Genomic DNA, 21,608 nt, shown 5'->3' on the forward strand with positions numbered 1-21,608 from the left:
TAAACATTTCTCTGGCACCTGTTGTGTTCAAACGTTACATAGAGACATGAAAAGCAAGAATTTTCAGCACCTTTTGGGCGGCGTTTTGTTACTGCTATTAAGTGGTATGATCGCTCCAGCGATATTGATGGGGGTCGTCTCGAGACCAGATGTATCTCCCGCATCAATAAAAAATAATGATGGCATCGTAGATTTAGAAGCTCTTTCAAGAAAAGTTCTTGAGCTTAACAAAGCAAAAAAACATCAAGAAGCCATGAATATTCTCTTGGGGGCCTTAGAGAATAACCAGGAAGACGAGCTTCTTCGCGCACTGTTAGTTCAGAGTTTTGAGCTGTTTTTGGACGATGAAATATTGTTGGGGCAACAAAAAATCTTTGAAAACAAACATGATGTGTCGGCTTATCTTAGGGTCGCAGGGGCTCTTGAGCTTATAGGAAATAGTTTCCAAGCTAAAGAGACTCTCATCAATGGAATAAGTCTCAACCCAAAGGCATCGGAATTATGGCTTAGGATCGCCCATCTTGAGCAAAAGGAAACGAGAGATAACGAGGCGCTTGATATTTATAAAGAAGTTATACGTCTCAACCCAAAATCAAGCAATGCTTATAACAACGCTGCGTATATTATCACGCAAAATTATAGTCATGACACGAAGGATCTCAATCTTGCCGAGGGTTATGCCGAGATGGCAATCAAGCTTGAACCTAGAAATCCTGATTACATCGATACGCTTGCAGAAGTTAAATATCGTAAGGGAAATACTTTAAAGGCGAAAAGTCTCATGGAAAAGGCTATTCAACTTGCCCCTGGCAAAGAGAGCTATAAAAGCCGTTTGAAATCATTTTCAAGCTATAGTCCGTTGTTATTTAAATAGTAATTGCTTGACGATAAAAGATCTTATGCTAGCGTGGGCACCGTTTCTTAAGCCACTATTAAAATAGCAAAAATATTGTGAACGCTCATATTGTAACCAGTCCAACTCTTCATCTCGTGCTTGATCGCCCTTGTATTGCAGGAAATATTGCAGCCATCGTTCGCTTGAGTGTGGCTACTCAATGCGCAGTGCATGTCTGTGGGCCTTTGATTTTTGATAAGGCAGATAAAACTAAGTGGAGAGCCGGTCTAGATTATTTTTATGGAGCACGATTGCATTTTCATCAGAGTTTGGAGCGTTGTCTAAGTCTGTTGGGACTGGAGCCATGGCTCCTCGAAGTTGGTAGCTCGCAACGGCCGTGGGACGTCCAACTCAAACGCTCTTCAGTAGTGGTACTTGGTCCTGAAACTGGTAGCATCAAAGATGAGGTTTTAAAAAAAAATCCTGAGCGTATCATCACGCTTCCTCAGTTAGGGCCCGTGCGTTCTCTCAATTTGGCTCAATGTGCAGCCATCGTTAGTTTTGAGGCAATCAGACAGCAGAGTAATAATTCTTCACCATAATTATTTTTGGAAAATAAAAATTTTGCCGTTCATGTTTTAGCTTCACTTTTCTAGGGAGAAAAAAAGTGAAGAAAAAAGCAATTTCGTTATCATCGCTTATTTTAACGCAAACACTTGGCACCATTACGCTTCCATCCTTGTCTCATGCTGCTGTGGTAAATACTGGGGCACGAACCATCTCTTCATTGAGCCTAGAAAAAAATTTCAAGTACAATGGAGGTGACTATTATGTGCACTTTGAGCTTGAGTTAGGAAGTTTTCTCGATAGCTCACGCAATGTAGCAGTGGAACTGATGGGCAGAGTCTATCTTAATTATGGAACATCAAAGAAACGTTTTTTGTTGGGTGACTATGATAGCGATGGAAATGCTGTGTTTCAAATGGTATCCCATGAAAACAATGTCAAGAAATATGTGGCAGCACGTTGTTCTTCAAGCTTTAATGATTGTGAATCTTTGGAAGGAAATGAGAAGCTCGAGCTATTTTATAATGAAAACAGCCGAAGTTGGAGAGTCTCTATGAAAACAAAATTTGTATCAGAGTTCCATCAAGGTAGAGAGAGTATATCAATTAATATTGACTCGATGCCATTGCATGAAAAATAAATTTCTGTACCAGAAGCAATCTGGTGAGCTCCTTTATAATTTTTTAATGAGTGATGTTTCGAAGGAATCTCTGCGGGCAGATGAGCTTTTAGTATTGCAACGCAGAAAAAATATGTTCACCAAAAATGAAAGAAATATCACCCATGAATTTATAGCCTGTCTAAATACTTATCGCACCCATGCATCCAACACTCTGCGTCGGTCTCAATCAGCAATGATGCAGTGGGTAAATGCACAGCTATTACTCAACGACTGGTTGCTAAAGGAAAAAATACCTGCGCTCGGAGATTTACTTCACCTTAATGCGATGTTGACGGGCAAAAATAAAATTTTTTTTCGAACTCAAGATATTTTTACTTTTGGGGTCAAACATCCATCACCAGCTGAACTAAGTACTTTAATGTCAAGATTTTTTTTATGGCTCAATGAAGCCTTGGTAAAAGATCCTATCTATGCGGCATTTATGTGCCGATATTTTATTGTTTCAGTGCATCCTTTCAGTGATGCCAATGGCAGAACATCTCAGTTGATGGCTGATTATTTTTTGTTGCGAAACAATTATCTGCCGCAGATATTTTTTTCTCGACTTGAAAAACTCGTGGTTGGCAACCATGAAACAAGATCGTACATGAATCCCAAAAGAGCGTTTCAAAGGTTTATTCAAACCATCGTTAATGCCTATGATTTGAGTGAGCTCTACCGTTGTGTCAAAGCTGACTGACATGTTGTAGAACAGCAGTGTTCTTTAAACCACCAACCTAGCGACATGAGGCGATCGTTTTGCTGGTGTACCTTCTATCGAAAGCTTGCTCCAACGATTCGTAAGAGGGCCCTCAAATAAAGTTTTGGGAACAACACCTATGAACCTGAGAATGACTTAGATTTTGCCAAAGAGAATAACTTACATCCTTGGCATCCATAGCATAGAAATGTGTGGGTAGTGAATTCAAAGATGGGCGCTTCATATGAAAACACCCATGTTGATAAGCTTTTAGCTTTTGATCTTTTTAAACCAGTCTCTAAGTCTTTCAGCGGCTCCCACTGGTGGAGCAATAAAATCAAGCCCTGTAATTTGTTCAGTCAGGTACCAATAACGTGCAGCCAATTCTGTACGCACATCATCACTAAGCTTATAATCTTCAAGCTGTTCAGCTGTATGAGTGCCTAAGGTGCTTAAAATATTTTGTCGCAGAAATTCTTTATCCAGCATCATAGGTGTTGAGTTATGAACAATTTTTTTCTTGTAGTCATCGATGACAAAAAAACGCGATGAGTCTGAGGTGTGAATCTCATCGATCAGTATGATGTCATCACCTAACACACCAAATTCATATTTGGTATCAACCAAATAAAGCCCGTGCTCTTGCATCTTTTTACTACCAAACTTGAAAAGAGCGAGGGCATATTCGGCTACTTGTTGCCACTGAGTTGAGCTGAGCAAACCAGAAGAAATGATCTGATCAGGAGTAAGAGCACAATCTTTTTCTCCAACCTCACCCTTGGTTGTGGGAGTCAGTATTGGCTCATCAAAACGCTCATAGTCTTTCATGGATGGATCAATTGTTAAGCCATATTCTTGGCCTCGCGTACTCTTTTCTTGACGCATCAACGAGCCTGCCAGAAATCCTCGCACAATTACTTCAACTTTAAGAGGGGTAGCTTTTTTAACAATAAAGGCTTGTGGATCCGGCCGCTCAATAAAATGAGTTGGGCAGATATGTTTAAGCTGATTAAACCACCAGTATGCTTGCTCACATAAAAGCGCTCCCTTTAAAGGTACACTCCCTAAAACTCTATCGAAGGCACTGACACGATCGCTGGTTATGATGAGTAAACGCTCTTTAAGATCGTAGATATCTCTGACTTTGCCTCGAAAGGTAGGTGGAGGGGTTTCCATACAAAAAAGAGCACTGTTGAGGTGCTCTTTTATGGTGCTTTTAATTGTCTCGATCGGGGTCATAGCTCTATATTCCCTGTAAAATTTCAAATTTGTAAGGCGCATTTTTATCATCACGACGACGAAGCACCATACGGCTTACTTCTTTTATGGAAATCCATTTTTCTCCTGAGGGTACATCTGTCAATATCTGTTTGTTAAAGTAGAAAACTACTTCATATCGGTGTTTGTCGAGATGGGAGATGTGTTGAATGAATAGCCCTAGACGGATATCTCGAATGCGAGGGATTATTTTTTCGAGTCTTTCTTTAAGTCCTAAATAATCGGTATAGAGAGAAGGATCCTCGGGGTTGCCCATGTTGTCTTTATAGTCTTTGGCTACAAGCTCCATTATGGCTTCTACAGAGCGTTTTTCAACTGCAGCTTTGTATTGCTCAAGAAAATTAATTATTTCTTTATTTTCTCGAGTTGCAGGTACGTTAGTGCTTGGCAATAAGCGTGGCTTACAGCCTTGCAAGAAGAATATTGTGCTCATCAGTAGCACTAAGGAGCTTGTTTTCAAAAAATAATTTGCGCTTTTCATCTTTTATCACCTATATAACTAAAACCCTTCATCTATTGACAAGGTGCCTGGCGAAGTATGCCACTTATTAATGCATACGCCAATTACTTCTAGCCAAGTTGTTAAGCTTTAGAATAGAAGGGCATCAAAACTTTAACTGAAACTATTTCTTGTTAACAGTGGACCAAGATTCATGCGAAAAAAATTCTTAATCACACTCTTTTGGTTGTCTACATTAGTTTTTTGGTCATCCTGCGATGCATGTCAGAATAAAAGCTCAGGATCAAGTCAGCCTGCTGCCAAAAAATCTGAAGAGCAAAAAAATTCAGTTACCATTGGAATAGCACAAGAGCCAGACACACTTTTTTCTCCGTTCAAAGAAATGTTGGCTTCTGAGGAGGTGTCAGGGGTTGGTAATTATTCTTTGACTAATTTTGATGAAAATTGGCACTTAGTTCCTTGGGCGGCAAAAGAAATACCTACTAAAGAGAATGGATTGTTAGAGTTGTTTAAGGAAAATGGTGTTAAGAAAATGCGCACTACTTGGCATATTCGAGAAGAATTTGCTTGGCCCGATGGAGTGCCTTTAACTGCTGATGATTTTGTTTTTGCTCACAAAATCTATACCAATCCTAACCAGGAAATCCTTGATAGAACAGTTGTCGAAAAAATAGAGAAAATGGAAAGTGCTGATAAGGATAAACGAACTTTAATTGTGACATGGAAAGAGCCTTATGCTTATTACCATAACTACCGGCAACATGACGCCTTGCCAAAACATATTGTAGAGCCGCTTTATAACCAGGCTCCTGAACAGCTTAAGAAAGCACGTTTTGGGCAAACTCCTGCTCTTGCAGGAGCTTTTAGTATCAAGGAATGGGCTGCAGGGTCATATATTATTGCGGAGCAAAATCCTCACATAAGAGGTAAGTTCAAGCCAAAACTCAAAGAGATTATCTGGCGTATTATTCCGCAAACCAATACGCTCGAATCGAATTTGATTTCGGGAACAATAGATGCCATCTCACCGACAGGATTATCTTTGGAGCAGGCTTTGTTGTTTGAAAAGCGCCATAAAAATGAATTTGATTTTTATTACACTGAAGGGTTGTTGTGGGAGCATATAGATTTCAATCTTGATAATGAAATTCTCAAGGACTTAAAAGTGCGAATGGCTTTGGCATACGGCGCTGATCGTGAAGGGATTGCCCGCTCGCTCTTTGGCGATCGTCAACCTGTGGCTCACGGAACAGAACCACCAAAATCGCCATATTTTAATGAGGAGATTACAAAGTATAATTTCGATCCAGCGAAAGCAAAGCGGTTGCTTGATGAGGCCGGGTGGAAGCTTGAGAAAGGTCAAAGCATTCGCACAAAAGATAAAAAAGCGCTTAAGCTTACTTTGCAGACAACCTCAGGGAACAAAACCAGGGAGCGAGTGGAACAGCTCCTCCAATCCCAGTGGCGTGCAATCGGCATTGATATTGAAATAAAAAATGAACCGGCCAAAGTTTTTTTTGGTCAAACTATGCGCAAACGAAAGTTTAGTGGCATGGCTATGTATGCCTGGATTAAAGATCCTGTGAAATTATCTGATACCCTATGGCGTTGTGACTATATCCCCAGTGCCAAGAATAATTTTCAAGGGCAAAATTTTTCGGGTTGGTGCAACAAAAGAGCAAACGATCTGATAGCACAAGCATCACTGGAACTCGATGAAAAAGCACGAGTAAAGTTAGGTAAAGAACTCGAGAGCTTGATCGCACAAGATTTGCCGGCGTTGCCTATGTTCTTTGGAGTTGAAGTAAGTGTGACGAAAAAGGGACTTAAGAATTGGAAACCCACGGGAACATTGCAGCCTGTTACATGGAATGCCTTTATGTGGACGTGGAATTAAATCAACGCGCTTACTTGGGGGGAGCTATGTGGTATTTATTTCAACGTGGGCTGCAGATGATAGTAATCTTATTTGCTCTCAGTGCTGCGCTCTTTGGATTATTGACAGCGATGCCTGGTAATCCAGTTGATCTTTTGATTACCAGTAATCCCAATATAAAACCACAGGATGTAGCACGACTTAAAAAATTGCGCGGGCTCGATAAGCCTTGGTACATACAGTATGTCCGCTGGCTATGGGGCTATCCAGATCCTGCCCGTCCGCCTGTTATTTTACCCATAGCAGCCATCAATGTGCCGCCGCAAACATCCAAGCTTAGGATAGAACTCGGCTCTTATATTTCTGATCCGAATTTTGAACCCGATGAGCAGCAGCTTAAAAAATGGCTTTTACAAATTTGGCCTGATTGGGAAAAATCCAATCTTAGCGCAGATATCAATGAGTACTTAAGTAAAAAAAATGTTTCAGACCTTCTTTTAGTTGTGGCAAGTCATAATCTTTCTTTGCAAAACCAATTGATGGCGCTGATTGAAGAAGCAGGTGCTAAAAAATTAAAGCTAACTGGGTTATTTGGTGCTCAAGCTGAGGGGCTTTCGTTGAGTTTTGATCCTCAGTTGAAAGATGAGGTTTGGTTCAAAATTGAAAATAGTTATGGCCAGGAAAAGATAGGACATTTTTTACTTCGCCATGGATCAAAGGAACTAAATAACAGAAATTATATTAAGCCCATCACTACACAATTGGTCGAGAATGATGAACGAGTTTTTGAACTTGATTTGAAAAAGTTCCTCATCAACCCTGAACAAAGAGATCTCAGTTTTAAATTGATTGATTCAAGCTTAGGGGAACTTGACTCTCAAGGACATTATCGTAATTTTTTTGAAAAAGCTGGGCAGAGCGTGATAGCTGTGCAAGTGAGCGATCAGAATGGTGCTAATCAAAAATTTGCTTTCGATATTGAACATGGAGTTATTGCTAACCAGCATAAATTTAACCGCGGATTTTTATTCTTTTTTGTAGGAGATCAAAAAGCTTTGGGTTTTTCTCAAGCTTATAAAAGGCCGGTATATGAGTTGCTTTTTGGAACCCCAGCCATTTGCGGAGATAACAATATTTCTCCATCAGAAAGCTGCGATGATGGAAATCGTATCGATGGCGATGGCTGCAGCAGTAAGTGCTTAAGAGAAAATGACAGTTTAATACAAAGGGCTGATACTCGCATGAGCGGATATATTATGAGCACGGGGCGTATTGGGAATACGATTCAGCTCATGTTGCCGGCTTTACTGCTCTCGCTTCTGATAGCAATTCCTTTGGGTGTGTTGAGCGCGTATCGTCAATATTCAAGACTTGATTACGTCGTTAATTTTTTGGCGTTTGTGGGTATTTCTCTGCCTGTTTTTTGGTTTGGTATCATGATGATTTACCTTTTTGCTGAAAATTGGCAGCTTTTTCCTGCAGGAGGGGTGCAGACACCGGGCATCTATGGACTCAATACTTTTGAAATTATTGGCGACCGTCTCAAATATGCTGTTCTTCCCACCATGGTGCTTTCAATTTTTTATGTGGGACGATGGCTACGTTATATGAGAGCAAGCATGCTTGAAGTTTTGCCCAAAGATTATATTCGGACTGCGCGAGCAAAGGGCTTGAGTGAAGCGAAAGTGATTTTAAAACATGCTTTTCGCAATGCCTTGATTCCAGTGGTAACTGTTCTTGCATTGTCGCTTCCCTCTTTATTTGGGGGAGCAGTTTTGACTGAGACGGTATTTTCATGGCCAGGAGTTGGGCGAATGCAATACGATGCCGTGTTAAATAGCGATTATTATGTGGCCATTGTAGTGTTTCTGATCTCTGCTGTTTTGGTAATGGTGGGGAACCTCTTGGCAGATGCTCTGTACGTTTTAGTTGATCCACGTATACGCAAACAATAGGTGGGCTTATGACAGCTCTTATTGCCGACAAACCTTTAGAAAGTTTTGCCAGTCTGATTTGGCGTCGCTTCAAAAAACACCGACTTGCACTTTACTCATTGATCGTCTTAATTTTTTTGCTGCTGCTTTCTTTGTGTGCCACGCTCATTGAAAACTATTTGGGCGTATCTCACATAGATGCGATCCTTGTTGATACTAACCTCAGCCCTTCTTATCCTCATTTACTCGGTACCAATGAGTTAGGGCAGGATGTGTTCACGAGGCTTATTTTTGGGGGAAGAATTTCCCTGAGCGTTGGCCTCTTGGCGGCCATTACCTCGGCGATAACAGGTGCATTTATTGGTTTATTGGCCGGTTATTATGGCGGACGTATTGATACACTTTTGATGCGTTTTACCGATGCAATGTTATCGGTTCCTGTATTGCCTTTGATGATAGTTTTTGCGGCTTTGGATTTAGAAGTGCTTTTGCACGTTAAAAGTTCTCCATCAGGCTTATTTTCTATCGCGCTCATTATTTTTAGTCTTGTGCTGCTTTATAGATTTTTGGCTGACTCATACAGCAAAAAAAAGCAAAAAAATTATTTTCCTAAAATGATGCGCGATAGTCTTGTTCTTGCCGTGGTCATGACTTCAGCCTATTGGCTTTTCTTTCATGCCGTACCTTGGGGAAGTATCAGCAAAGGAAATTTTTCCTCAGTTATCAAGTTGATACTTATTATAGTTTTTTTTGGATGGATGACTGTTGCCCGTCTTGCACGAGCGAGCGCTATGCAGCTGAAAAATATGGAATTTGTGATGGCTGCACAAGCCTTAGGGGCTTCTCATTTTCGCATTATGTTTCATCATATTTTGCCAAACTCTCTTGCACCAATCATTGTGGCAACCACTCTGGCGGTGGGTGAAAATATTTTGTATGAAGCTTCTTTAAGTTTTTTGGGCTTAGGTATCCAGCCCCCGGTTTCATCTTGGGGCAACATGCTCAATAATGCTGTGGATTACATAAAAACATCGCCAAGTCTGGCTTTTTGGCCTGGATTTTTTATTTTAGTTACGGTTGCTTGCTTTAATTTTTTGGGTGATGGCATGCGGGATGCTTTAGATCCTCATCAGGTAATGAAAAGTGCAAAAGGAAAATAATCGCGTTGAAAAACGCACATGGAGCCTCGTCAGTATGACGGGGGTCGGTCATGCGAGACTCAGTCGTCCGGATTTTAATTTAGAATTGGTGGTAAAGTCGGTAAATAGTAAGGGACTTGATCTAAAAGTCAGGCTTGAACGAGAATTACAATTTCTTGAAACCGAAATCATGCAAATAATGTCCAAGTCTCTTTGCCGAGGTCGAATAGAACTTTCATTAAAATTAGAATCTTTTGAAACTTCTCATCAGGTAAGTTTTGATAATCAAGCGGCAGGCGAAATGCTTGAAAAACTTCTGAACTTTAGCAAGGAAAATCCCCTTGTTAAAGGTGATGTAAGCATTGGCGATTTTTTAAAAACCCAGCATCTATGGAATGTTCAAAGCAGTAGTATTGATGAAAAAGAACTGAGGGAAGCTGCTTTAGAAGGACTAAATGATGCTTTAGGAGACCTTCAAAAGACTCGTCGTCAAGAAGGAATTTTGTTGGCTAAGCCCTTAAAAAAATCGATTGATTTTTGTCGGGATATTGTCAACTCAATTAGTGAAGGAAGTCAGGAACTTATTAAAGAGCGTTTTTGTAATTTTAAGCAAAGAGTGAAAGAAGTATTTGCTGCTTTTAAAATCGATAAGGACCGTCTTTATCAAGAATGCGCACTTTTAGTGGAGCGTTCAGATTTTAAAGAAGAAACTGATAGACTGGCTGCACATATTGAACATTTTTCAAAAATCTGTCAGGAGCAAGGCCTCAAAGGTCGCAAGCTTGATTTTCTGTGTCAAGAAATGTTGAGAGAGAGCAATACCTTGCTCACCAAAGCTCATGAGCATGAAATCATGGCCAAGGCGATCGATCTAAAAGCAGAATTTGAACGTATTCGAGAGCAAGTCCAAAATATTGAGTAAGAGGTGGTGACAGATGGCACGCAAGGGATTTCCAATTGTATTAAGCGCTCCAAGTGGTACAGGCAAAACCACTTTGGCGCATTTGCTCAATAACAGTATGGACAAATTGGCGCTGAGTGTGAGTTATACCACCCGTCCTATTCGCGGGAGCGAGCAAGAGGGAGTGAATTATCACTTCATCGATAATCATAGTTTTAAGCAGATGATCGACAAGGATGAGTTTTTAGAGTGGGCATGCGTGCATGGAAATTATTATGGATCAGGTGCCCAATGGACAGCTGAAAGTTTAGAGAGCGGCAAAGACGTTTTGTTTGATATTGACGTTCAAGGTGGTTTGCAGATCAAAGCTCATTACCCCGATGCGGTAACAATTTTTATTACACCACCATCGTTCGAAGAATTAGAAAAGCGTCTTTTGAGTCGTGGAACTGAATCGCATGAACATATTCTCAAGCGTCTTGCCTCTGCAAGGGATGAAATTAAAATTGGGCTTGAAAAATACGATTATGTTATCAATAACGAAAAACTGGACAGAGCTTTGTTTGATTTAACTTCTATTATTCGAACGCATCATATAATGCGCATTGACCGGCAAAAAATTGAAAACCGTTTGTTTCAGTAAAATATTTATTCAATGATTCTATAGCGCTTAGCATATTTCCGAATAAGTTTGATAGAAATTTGGCATCATATTTTTTGGAAGCGAAAAATAACGATAGCCACAAGCTCGCCGGTCGCTAACGAACATAAGTGATTTCTACCCTTATTATCTTTGATGGTCTTAACCTAGCTGAGTTTTTGAGATTTTTTAGAAATCATCAATGCAACAGAAGAGTTCTGTTAAGATAGGCCTCCTTTAAAATCTTTTTAGTCAAACACTTCAACAGCTCTATGTCTTGAGCCATTCCTCACATACTTTTTTTCAAAAGCTTAAGCAAAACTCAAGTTAGTTAATAACCTGATGCTTGTATTGCGTTTTGAGTACTGGAAATAAATTTCTATCAAGAGTGAGAGAGTTGATTTTTGAACCATCAAGGTCAATTTTTTCAAGTGCATTAAAAGCCCCTGAGAGCTCAAAAAAATCAAGCTTTTTGGTAATGCTCAGGTAGAGTTCTTTTAGTTGAGGGCAGGTGTCGCCAGAGATTTTTAGGGTTTTGATTTCGGAGCCATAGAGGTCAATTATTTCAAGTGCATTGAAAGATCCTGAGAGTTCAAGAGATTCAAGGTTTTTTGTCATAATCAGGTCCAGTTCCTTTAGCTGAGGGCAGCTATCGCCGGAGATTTTTGGCGTTTTGATTTCGGAGCCAGCAAGGTCAATTATTTGAAGTGCATTAAAAGATCCTGAGAGCTCAAGAGATTCAAGCTTTGTTGTGTCACTCAGGTCTAGTTCTCTTAGATGAGGACAGGTATCACCAGAGATACGTAGTTTTTTGATTCCTGAGTTAGAAAGATTAATTGTGTTAATATTTTTAAAAAAAATGAGTAAATTATCCAAGTTACAGTGATCCAATTCAAGATTGAAACAATCGCTCAGCAACTCATCACCAGCAATTGTTTTAACCTCTTCAGCTAGGACTTCCTGAATATTTTTATTGTTTAGTCTGTAGAGATTTTTTAAAACAGGTTGAATATTTCTACTCATGTGTTCATCTTGCCACAAAAAGCGCTGTAGAGCACTGCGCAAAATCAAGGCCGCACGAGCAGGGGTAATGATATTGCTTTCAAGCAGTTGATGCAATTGTTTAAGCATGACGATAATTGCATTGCTATCAGTAACATTTTCTGAAAACAGCTTGAGCAATGGTGTTGAAATAGAATTTTTTGTTGCAGCATCAAATAGTAAAATCTGTTCGCCAGAGTGTTGCAGTTTTTGATAATGGTACTGGGTAGCCGAAGAGACTTTTTTTGGGTTTATATTACTTATTTCAGGCGCAAGCGTGGTGATTGAATCGAATTGCGCGTGGCTAGGACTAATATTTATAACAAACTTAAAATCTCCATCAACTTTTCCTTCAATTTTCCCAAAACAATCTTTTCGACCATCCTTTGCTGTGTAGGTTTCAACCTTAATAATCCGAACGCTTACATTTTGTTTCTCAGGAGCAAGCGTTTGGAAAAAGGTTTTAAGACCTTGTTCAATCCACTGCACTACTGCATGAACGTATTGTTGATCGTTTTGATGCATTGGCTCTGGCTTAAGTTCAATTTCAAAAACAGTTTTGAGTACGCGCATGATGTTAACAAGACCGCTGTCAACTTCATTGTCATTGTTATGAGTTGGGCCAACTTGCAAAAACTTTTTGTTATAGCGAATGTTGGCATTCAGATTGTTCATAACCTTACTCCAAGCATCGCGTATTGCTTGTTCACCAGAATTCGCTTGTTCGGGTTTTTGAATCCTATAAAAATTATTGAAGTTTTGAAGCATTAGTCGATTTTTAATTTGTTGTACATGGTCAAGCTTCCAATGTTTGGTCTGCTTGTTATACAAAGCTAAATTGCACAAGTGACGAATGATTGTTTCAGTACAGTCAGCATATTTCTTGTCTGTGAGTAACTGTTTGTTTGTTCGATCATAAGCGCTAGCAAGGCCATTGTTAACTGGGATAGACTTGCGTTCATAGGGAGTGACGCTCTCAAGCAAATTACGGTTTTGAATTACCCAGAGGTCATCAAGGGTTATATCTTCAGTTTTTTTATCAGCAGCAATTTTTAGATCTAACTGATCGAGCAGACCATTTTCAAACATGACTTGGTGGTCAACAATCTGATCATCCAAATTACTAATCAGTTCTTGAATATTTTCCGAGCCAAATTTTAGGCAAAAGAAGGCGTTTACAAGCATTTCCGACGTGTATTTGGAGTAAAACATGGCCTCGTTATATTTTGCAAAATTTCTGTAATTTTCTGGGTGAGTATCATAAAGAGTTCTACGGTCATCGCGCTCTTCAAGTTCAATGCATTTGCATAGCAAGCACAGCAGTTCTTTTAGTCGAGGCAGAAAGCGGTTGAATTGTTGATTGTTGGTCAAGAGATTTTTATAGTAATCGATATGTACTTGGTTTTGCTCGGCGGATTGAAGCCGCTTAATAACTTTTGCAAAGTTACTTCCAAATTCATTCCCCCCCATAAAGTAAAACTTTTGCCCGTTTCTCATTTCAAAAGAGTTGATGGTTGATCGCACGCGAGCGCAAAAGTTTAAGAGTGCAGCAATATCTTTAACGCTTAACTGAGCACCAATACTTTGACTGTGACTAGTCATAGCGGTCAACTGGCCAGCAGGCGACGGAAACAACAAGATAGCTAGTTCCGCAAATGGATCGTTTTTAAGGGCTTTATCATGAATATATAGACGACGCTCTTGAGCATCCTTTGGTCCTGGCTGCACGTTGTAAAAACGGATTGCATCAATGGTGCCGTTATTGAGGGCTGCAGCACCAATATTTGGTGCATATAGCTCATACCCTGGCTTAAAGTGAGCGAAAACGCCTTTGAAAGCCAAGAGTGAAATATTTGCTTGCAGCTGCATGCTTACAAACAGTGCTGTTAAGCATAAAAATTTGAATACGTTTTTTAAAAAATTCATTACAAACTCAAGTGTTTTTCTGGTGTTTATTTTTAATAATTAATTATGATTTTTAAGTGGTGTATGAAATTTAATTATTATATAGTGTTATGTTTTTAATGCAATACGGTGTGTTCTTAGGGTTTTTATAAGTAATGAAACAATAGGATTTTGTAAGAATATTAATTCTAAATCTGTAAATAACTTATTTATAAAATTTCTAATTTTATGTTTTGAACTGTCCTTATTAAGGGATCTTTGATTTTTTTTACAGCTTCTAAAACGGGCTGATTCTTTTTTCGGAAAGTTTTTTGGATAAAGCTAAATAGAATATGATTCTACTTAATAGAATTGATAGCTAAATGGGTAAGCTATCTATCCATATAATTTTGTGAGTATTTTTATGGGATTATATTTAGTGTTTGCTGGACTGTTGATGGCGGCTTTAGGAAATTTTGCGGATCACATCAATGATGCTCTTGATAATAAAATTGAGCCTATAGTGATGAGGGCTGAGAACTATTTGAAAAATCAGCACAATATTCAAGATATTGGATCTTTATTTTTAAAAAAATTATCGCTGCCAGAATCAGTGAGTGAAAGAGATGTCCCATTAGGAGATCCCTTTTCGCGGACTATTGACCAAAAATATGCCTTGAGAAGTATTGCCATAAAACGAAAAATATCGAGCTTAAACGAGCTAAAAACTCTTGTGAAAAAAAATAGCAGTACATTCAGTAACTATTTTTACCAATTCCCTCCCTCCATTCAAAAAAGAGTAGTGCACAACTATGATGATGTTTTGATTAAAGCTCTCTATTGCGATGAAGGTGCTTATGACGAACTTGACCTAGCCATACTGCTGAGCATGCGTGACTATCAGGGCGGCTATGCCGATACTCACAGTTTGCTTGGAATATTTTTTTTGGAGGGCAATAAATGTCTCAGTCTTAATCCTCAAGCCCTTGAATCGGCCAAGAAGAATATTATTGGGCATATCATCAAAGCTCTAGAAAAAGATAAGGTTTATAGTGACTTATACGCCGAAAGAGTAGCGTGTCTCTTTTGGGCTGGTGCAGGTCATTTGGTAAAAAAAGCGTGGATTGATATAATCATTCACGCTCAGCGCGCTGATGGTGGGTGGATGGATCCAGCTCAAAAACAATCCACGGTGCACCCTACAGGCTTATCCTATCTTTCCATCGAGTACTATTTTAATCGCAGAATGCCATATTTTTATTCGAAGTGAATTTCTGTAAATATAAGTGTCGTCGAGCGTTGATTTTTTTGGAGTTAATATTGTGAAGTAGCCGTTATGAAGTAAGATATGTTTTCTGGGGTAACTATATGAAAATATTTAATAAATTTCGTTATATGTTATATGGGATGATAGTTTTTTGCCAGATATATATTTTAAATGCGTGTAGCGATAATGCATCTCATCTAAAGGATAAAGTCACTACCTATCACTTCGAGCAGGACAAAACGAGTAAATCAAAATTACGCCAAAGCGACACAAGCACATCTGATAAACCACGAGATTTTGATGAAGATATTGTGCTGGATAACAGCTATCTTAAGATTACTAAGAAAAGAGGGGAAAAGGATTATCGCTACCAGATAAAGCAGCCCAGCACAAAGCCAGTCGTCGTTTTGCTTAATGGCACTGTCGAAGAAAAAAATGAGCTTGCCATTATTAGTTATCAAGGTATTCAAGGTGTCGAATATGTATTGCTGCCACAATCCCATTGGTTTTCACAGCAATTTCTTAATAACCCATTCAAAGATATTGAAAAATTGAGTTTGACTCGCCCTTCTATTAATGGTTTTTCACTTGAGTTTATAACGGGCCAAAACTCTATGTCTCTGTGGCGAAGAGGGAAAGAAGTAAACAAACTATCGCCTAAGGTGGTGCAGCCTGCTGAGCTCGAACAAATTTTTCCTGGCTATAATAAAAAATTATTGGGAGAGGGAGGAGAGTCTAAGGTCTATCAGATTTCTTATAAGGGCAAAGAGTATGCCTTAAAGGAAAAAGCTTTAGAAGTTTGGGACCTTGAGCGTTTACAGTTTAGCAATGCTGTAGTTAAGACTTTTGCTTCTTTTTCTATGAACGGAGAAACACATCTCTTGATGGAGAAAGGAATAAAAGATCTTAAGAGCATGAATGAAAGTAAGGAGAAGCTTTCCAAAGATCAGCTCCTTGATGCTGTAAAGAAATTCACTCAGCTGATTAGCATTCAAAAAAGTTTAGGTATAAGCAATAAGGATATAAAAGATCGAAATATAATTCTTGATCAAGATAATAAACTTAAAATAATTGATATATCTTCAACATTTACGCGAGGCTATCATGGCACTAACGGTCAACTTTTTGCGCGCGTTTTGCTGGAAAATATTATAGGAAGAAGTTTGGCTGGAGGTTATGTATCGCTTGATCGCTACTTTCAGTTTAGTGACCCAAAGTATCGAGAAGGTAATATTGCATCAGAATACTTATTGAGCTTTTGGTATCCTATGGTGTGTAAGGAAGAAAAAGTATCTGTACACGATGAGCGGTGCAACAACGTAGCGTCTTTCGCTCAAATGTTTCTTTTATTTTCGCCTGCTCAATTAAAAGCGATAGGCCTTAAAAATAACGAGCACTTCATCGGAAATGATATTTCCGGTACAAACGATGAGGGGTTGGCTGCTCCTTATAAAACTGGATTGCCGTATCCAAATCTCAGTGACGATCATAGTGTGAATTGGCAAGCTTTTTTTAATAAAAAAAGTGAGATAGGAAAAACATATTGCTCTGAGGCAATTGCAAACTCGCGGAGCCCACACATGCCTGGAGCGGCTTATTACTCAAAGTATGAAAGATACTGCAAAGAAAACCCTGCTAAATCAGGAGATTATAACTTCGTGCTTAACTTTGCTGGTGCTCATGACAAAAATTTTAAAGAATGGATTTTAGATGCTTATTCGCCCTACCTTATGAGAGAAACTTTTGAATTTTTAGCAAGAAAATACCCTATTAGTCTAGTTTACCCTTCAATACTTAGACACGAACTTGATATTAATGAGCCAAATGGTATTGGAAAGGCATTGTGGGATCTTTATCATTACAAGCCCTAAAAATAACTCAATAAGGCTTATTAAATCTATGTCTAAAAAAATTGTTGCAGCCATGTCGGGCGGTGTTGATTCAGCCGTTGCAGCTTATTTGCTCAAGAGCGAAGGCTTTGATGTTGTTGGTATTACCTTGCGTCTTGCTCCCGATGTCAAAGATGATCACATAGAGCGCACAGGGAGATGTTGTTCTATCGACGACATGATCGATGCTCGCAGAGTTTGCGAAAAAATCGGCATCCCTTTTTATGCCATCGACGCTCAAGCAAAGTTCAAAGAGACAGTATTCGATCCTTTTGTGAAAGACTATCAAAATGGAATAACACCTATTCCATGCCTTGCCTGTAATCACACTGTAAAATTTGGCGATTTGCTGCAGAGTGCACAAGAGCTAGGAGCAGGTCTTGCAACAGGACACTATGCAAAAATTGTGGGATATCGTGGACACCTAACTCTTGCTCGTCCAGATGATTTGGATCGCGATCAGACCTATTATCTTTATGGAACAGACCCAAAATCACTCGATAAAATTCAGTTTCCCTTGGGAAATCTAAAAAAACCTCAAGTGCGCGAGATAGCGCAAAAAATTGGTTTATTAGTGCACGATAAAAAAGACAGCCATGAAATTTGTTTTGTCCCAGATGGGGATCATGCCAAAGTGGTTGAAAAAGCCTTGGGTAAAACTTTTTCGGGAAGCATTGTAGACGATAAAGGAAACAATTTAGGAGAGCACCGTGGGGTCCATAAATATACCATTGGTCAGCGTCGTGGTCTGGGAGTCTCAAGCAAAGAAAGATTATTTGTTGCAGACATCGACAGCAAAGATCAAAAGGTTGTTTTGGCGAAAAAAAATGCGCTTGCTACCAGCAAAATTCAAGTTCGCGACTTCCGTGCTCTTGTGCCTCATGAGCTATGGCCAGAAAAAATTCAAATAAAAATTCGTGCGCGCTCTGCGGCAGAGCCAGCAAAGCTTCTAATCAATGATGGAAAATTTTTTGATTTTCAATTTGATGCATCAGTGTATGGAGTGGCTTTAGGGCAGGCTGCGGTTGTCTATGACGGCGACGTGATGCTCGGTGGTGGGATATTAAGCGGCAGGCTCGATGGAGCTTTTCCTCGCACTATAGATGCGTGATCTGCCAAAAAAATTATCAAAAGCTTTTGGTTTCTTGGGTCTAACAATTATTTTTGCTGAGCTTCTAACTTAACGAAAGCAAATTAAATGTCGACTTTAATAATTTACAAACAGTTTCTTAATCAATTGTTCCGAAACGTGTGAGGTCACAGCTTTTATGGTTGCTATTAAAAGGATGGCTGTGATACCACTCTCCATCTATTTCTACTTCTAAATAGCTATGCAAATGTCTGTCAGCTAAATGGATGCTGTTCTCGAGACCTAATTTTTCTCCTAGGTTGTAGGCGATACCGGCAAAATTGAGACACACCCCTGAATGACTAAAAAATTCGTTTTCTACAGAGCGCGTGCGAGCTTTGTGAATCTTACTAAGAGATTTGAGTGGACTGTGGAGTGGTTCAAAAAATTTCAGACTTTTTTCGGCAACGCATTTGATCATGACAACTTTTTCGGCGCTTGATAGTCCAAAATCTTGGGCGACACTCCAGGCTTCTTGGACAAGATAATTATAGGCATGGCTTTTTTTGCTTGCATTGTGTGAAAAGCTTTGTCGTACCTTAGGGGCATGTTTATCATGACGAGGTTTTTTGTAGTGTTTTACAGGCTCGCAAATTTTTGGTTTGAGCCTTCCTTGACGATTTTCTGGATCACGCCATGAATTGATGCAGACAGCATAGACGTGCACGATTTTATCGTGGTCATCCAAAGAAAGGTTGAGCTCATTGATATTTTTTAGAAGTGTATGCCCTGTGTTGACATTATAGTGTTGTTTTCGTGTCCATTCCTCATTTTTTAATTTATTGATTGCTTTATCAAGCGCTTTAAATGGAGTTAGGCCATTTTTTAGATAATTTATGAGGTGTTTTTCTAGGCGAATAAAAGAAAATCCTGATCCTTGAATACTATCGGCAAAATCTATAACAAGTTGAGGCTCATTGAAGATGATATATTCATGTAATAAAAGTTTCTTAATAATGTCATGTTTATTCTGGTTGTTAATGAGTTGTAATTGTTGTTCATCAAATAAGTTTTCAATTTTTTTGTGATAGCGTTTTTTAATTTTCCCCTGTTCTGAAGCTGCAAAGTGAAATACTTGAGTGTCAGAAGAAGATGAGTAATTTGGTATCGCACCAAATGCAAAATGACATAGCAACAAATACGAAAAAGGCGAAGATAAAAATTTAAACATGAGCATATTCCTCAAGTGCTAATAAATTATCTGTCCTAAAAAAAAATTGGTGCTTAATCAAAGTTAGGCAGAGAAAAATTCTTTCCTATAATTACCTGAGCACGAGTAAAATAGCTAGATTTTATGTCATGATACCTCTGGTAGCTCGAGTTCTTTCATAGTAATTCCAATCCCAGAAATTAACTAAGCCTTTTAATTTCTTGCTAGTTCTCGCTTTGCTGTGGGCGTTTAGAAGTTAAAGGCTTGGTTAATTTCTGGGATTTAGTATAAATAAAATAATTTTTTTCACATGTAAAAAGGAAATGAACGTGAAAGATAATTTTCTAAAATCGCTGGGCCTGTGTTTACTGTCAGCACTGCTTTTGGGAGTTTCTGAACCCTTGCTGATGCCTGCGCTTTTTGGCTCGCATCCTGCACCTGAATTTTTTGGTTTACTGGCTTTGGTAGGCTATGTTCCGCTTTTTAGTGTGCTTCTAAAATCGAATATTAAGCAGGTTTTTTTTAGCACCTTTTTTACGCTCACTGCTCAGTACACTATTGTTTTATTTTGGATATACATTGCGCTTCATGTCTATGGCCACATAGCTCCACTTCCTGCTTCGGCCATAACATTGTTGCTTCCTATGATTTTGGCGTTGATGGGAGCAGTATTTTTTAGTTTAGCGCGATTTTTAAGTCTCCATTATAAAAAATCATTTTTGCTCTATGCACCCTTAGCCTTGTGTGCGGCGGAGTATTTTCGCAATTATTATCTTTTTGGCGGATTTCCTTGGGGGCATGCTGGATATTCTATTGCTCGAGTTCCTGAATTTTTGCAGCTTGCATCACTGGTTGGCATTTATGGCTTGGTATTTTTTGTTGGCCTTGTTAATGCACTGGTTTTGGCAATTTTTCGAGCAACCCAAAGAAAACGTCAAAAGTTTGCTCTGGCATTGTTGCTTTTGTTGTGCAGTGTCTATATTTTCGGGGCGCTTCAATTAAGAATAAATCACTTTGCTCCATCCGTTCGGGTTGCATTACTGCAGGGAAATATTGAGCAAGAAATTAAAAGCAATGCGCGTTTATATGTTCATGAGATTTTAAAGATTTATGATGATCTACACAAAGAGGCTCTCGCAAAAGAAGCGCAGATCATTGTGTGGCCCGAATCAGGATATCCCTTGCTCGTAGATCAAAAAAGACCAGATTTAGAGCTCAAGTTATCTGGTGCAGCAAGTATCGTTGGGGCGACAACCTATAGGTTCAATGATGAAAATAAATTTTCCTATTATCAAAATTCTGCCTTTTTACTCAACTATCAGAGTGAAGTTGTAGCCCGCTATGATAAATCTCACCTAGTGCCCTTTGGAGAATATGTACCGTGGCCCATGGCCAATATTGTGGATAAAGTAGTTCCTGGGATGGGTGCTTTTAGGCCCGGCAAGGATTTTATTCCGGTCAATTTAGCTCTCAATCATTCTAAAAGTATCGATGTGGGGACCACTATCTGCTATGAGGGTATTTTTCCTGAGATAAGTAGAGCTTACGCCAACAATGGTGCAAAATTGCTGGTTAATATTACTAACGATGCTTGGTATGGGGAGTCCTCAGCTCCCTTGCAACATTTGTTGATGTACCAGTTGAGGGCAGTTGAAAGCGGCAGACCCTATGTTCGCGCAACCAATAGCGGAATTTCTGCATTCATAGATGATCACGGGCGCATACAAAAAAGTCTGGGGCTTTTTGAAAGGGGGCTGATTGTTGCCGATATACCTCTTAATACAAGGACAACAATTTACATGATTATAGGCGATATTGTGCCTATCTTATGTGCTTTATTGCTCACTATCATTTTTTTATGGGCGGTAATTCCTTTGCGCAGTATGCTCAAAAAAAGACAATGGAAAAGCCTCGCTTTGGTTATATTTTTTCTATCGGTGGGCGTGGCGGCTTATATCTATTTTAGTCGGGATATATTTTTGATCGATGAGTCCGCTCGAACAAAAAAATTATTTATCATCATTTTATCTTTTGTGATGATGTTTGGCAGCATTGCTAAGAGTGCGAGAAGTAGAGCAATTTTGTTGAGCGTGGCTACTTTGGTGATTTTTTTATCGGTGCTGTTGGCGGTTTTTGAATCATTGTATTTTTTGCTCGGCTTAATAGTCGGCGTATTGATTTATCTTATGGCCTTCCGTATGAGTCTTGATGAAAAAACCTTGCAGTAGATATTCATATGGCAACAAAAGATACCGCT

At 39.2% G+C, this 21,608-nt stretch carries 17 protein-coding genes; 13 read left to right on the forward strand and 4 right to left on the reverse strand.

Annotated elements, in window-relative coordinates; genetic code table 11:
• Positions 1-46 precede the first annotated feature (46 nt).
• The 4 genes from H6731_09810 (at position 47) to H6731_09825 (ending at position 2,763) form a co-directional block, all read left to right on the forward strand.
• Positions 47-874: a hypothetical protein gene (locus tag H6731_09810; protein ID USN50543.1), complete on the forward strand. Its 828-nt coding sequence runs from the start codon at positions 47-49 to the stop codon at positions 872-874.
• 77 nt (positions 875-951) lie between these two features.
• Positions 952-1,437: a tRNA (uridine(34)/cytosine(34)/5-carboxymethylaminomethyluridine(34)-2'-O)-methyltransferase TrmL gene (locus tag H6731_09815; GenBank protein ID USN50544.1), complete on the forward strand. Its 486-nt coding sequence runs from the start codon at positions 952-954 to the stop codon at positions 1,435-1,437.
• A 65-nt stretch (positions 1,438-1,502) separates the two neighbouring features.
• The gene (locus tag H6731_09820) at positions 1,503-2,042 is read left to right on the forward strand and encodes a hypothetical protein (protein ID USN50545.1); all 540 of its coding nucleotides are present in this window, start codon (positions 1,503-1,505) and stop codon (positions 2,040-2,042) included.
• Complete coding sequence (locus H6731_09825) at positions 2,032-2,763, forward strand: Fic family protein (protein ID USN50546.1); 732 nt, start codon at positions 2,032-2,034, stop codon at positions 2,761-2,763. Before H6731_09820 ends, H6731_09825 begins: the two co-directional genes overlap by 11 nt.
• Before the next feature lie 270 nt (positions 2,764-3,033).
• Here H6731_09825 and H6731_09830 read toward each other — a convergent pair whose 3' ends face one another.
• The gene (locus tag H6731_09830; protein USN50547.1) at positions 3,034-4,002 is read right to left on the reverse strand and encodes a phosphoribosylaminoimidazolesuccinocarboxamide synthase; all 969 of its coding nucleotides are present in this window, start codon (positions 4,000-4,002) and stop codon (positions 3,034-3,036) included.
• A 4-nt stretch (positions 4,003-4,006) separates the two neighbouring features.
• On the reverse strand, positions 4,007-4,522 hold the full coding sequence (locus tag H6731_09835; protein USN50548.1) for a hypothetical protein: 516 nt from the start codon (positions 4,520-4,522) through the stop codon (positions 4,007-4,009).
• A 172-nt stretch (positions 4,523-4,694) separates the two neighbouring features.
• Here H6731_09835 and H6731_09840 point away from each other — a divergent pair, with 172 nt between their 5' ends.
• From H6731_09840 to gmk, 5 genes are read left to right on the forward strand one after another with little or no spacing between them, the layout of a single operon-like run.
• Positions 4,695-6,398, forward strand: a complete 1,704-nt coding sequence (locus tag H6731_09840; protein ID USN50549.1) for a peptide ABC transporter substrate-binding protein — start codon at positions 4,695-4,697, stop codon at positions 6,396-6,398.
• Positions 6,399-6,424: 26 nt separating this feature from the next.
• The gene (locus H6731_09845; GenBank protein ID USN50550.1) at positions 6,425-8,332 is read left to right on the forward strand and encodes an ABC transporter permease subunit; all 1,908 of its coding nucleotides are present in this window, start codon (positions 6,425-6,427) and stop codon (positions 8,330-8,332) included.
• 8 nt (positions 8,333-8,340) lie between these two features.
• Positions 8,341-9,471 carry an ABC transporter permease gene (locus tag H6731_09850; protein ID USN50551.1) on the forward strand — a complete coding sequence of 377 codons (1,131 nt, stop codon included), beginning with the start codon at positions 8,341-8,343 and terminating at the stop codon, positions 9,469-9,471.
• A complete protein-coding gene (locus H6731_09855; GenBank protein ID USN50552.1) occupies positions 9,455-10,372 on the forward strand; it encodes a YicC family protein in 918 nt (305 codons plus the stop codon). The genes H6731_09850 and H6731_09855 overlap by 17 nt, the downstream gene beginning before the upstream one ends.
• Before the next feature lie 13 nt (positions 10,373-10,385).
• Complete coding sequence (gene gmk, locus H6731_09860; GenBank protein USN50553.1) at positions 10,386-10,994, forward strand: guanylate kinase; 609 nt, start codon at positions 10,386-10,388, stop codon at positions 10,992-10,994.
• Positions 10,995-11,318: 324 nt separating this feature from the next.
• Here gmk and H6731_09865 read toward each other — a convergent pair whose 3' ends face one another.
• The gene (locus H6731_09865) at positions 11,319-13,958 is read right to left on the reverse strand and encodes a leucine-rich repeat domain-containing protein (protein USN50554.1); all 2,640 of its coding nucleotides are present in this window, start codon (positions 13,956-13,958) and stop codon (positions 11,319-11,321) included.
• Positions 13,959-14,340: 382 nt separating this feature from the next.
• Here H6731_09865 and H6731_09870 point away from each other — a divergent pair, with 382 nt between their 5' ends.
• The 3 genes from H6731_09870 (at position 14,341) to mnmA (ending at position 18,183) form a co-directional block, all read left to right on the forward strand.
• A complete protein-coding gene (locus H6731_09870) occupies positions 14,341-15,186 on the forward strand; it encodes a hypothetical protein (protein USN50555.1) in 846 nt (281 codons plus the stop codon).
• Positions 15,187-15,284: 98 nt separating this feature from the next.
• Positions 15,285-17,054, forward strand: coding sequence for a protein kinase family protein (locus tag H6731_09875; protein USN50556.1), 1,770 nt, complete (start codon positions 15,285-15,287; stop codon positions 17,052-17,054).
• Between the two features lie 28 nt (positions 17,055-17,082).
• Positions 17,083-18,183 carry a tRNA 2-thiouridine(34) synthase MnmA gene (mnmA, locus tag H6731_09880; GenBank protein USN50557.1) on the forward strand — a complete coding sequence of 367 codons (1,101 nt, stop codon included), beginning with the start codon at positions 17,083-17,085 and terminating at the stop codon, positions 18,181-18,183.
• 118 nt (positions 18,184-18,301) lie between these two features.
• On the opposite strand, the gene H6731_09885 is transcribed toward mnmA, so the two are convergent.
• A complete protein-coding gene (locus tag H6731_09885; protein USN50558.1) occupies positions 18,302-19,372 on the reverse strand; it encodes a hypothetical protein in 1,071 nt (356 codons plus the stop codon).
• A 308-nt stretch (positions 19,373-19,680) separates the two neighbouring features.
• On the opposite strand from H6731_09885, the gene lnt reads away from it, so the two are divergent.
• Complete coding sequence (gene lnt, locus H6731_09890; GenBank protein USN50559.1) at positions 19,681-21,579, forward strand: apolipoprotein N-acyltransferase; 1,899 nt, start codon at positions 19,681-19,683, stop codon at positions 21,577-21,579.
• Positions 21,580-21,608 lie beyond the last annotated feature (29 nt).

This window comes from Myxococcales bacterium (assembly GCA_023898405.1).
Classification (GTDB): domain Bacteria; phylum Myxococcota; class UBA727; order UBA727; family JABDBI01.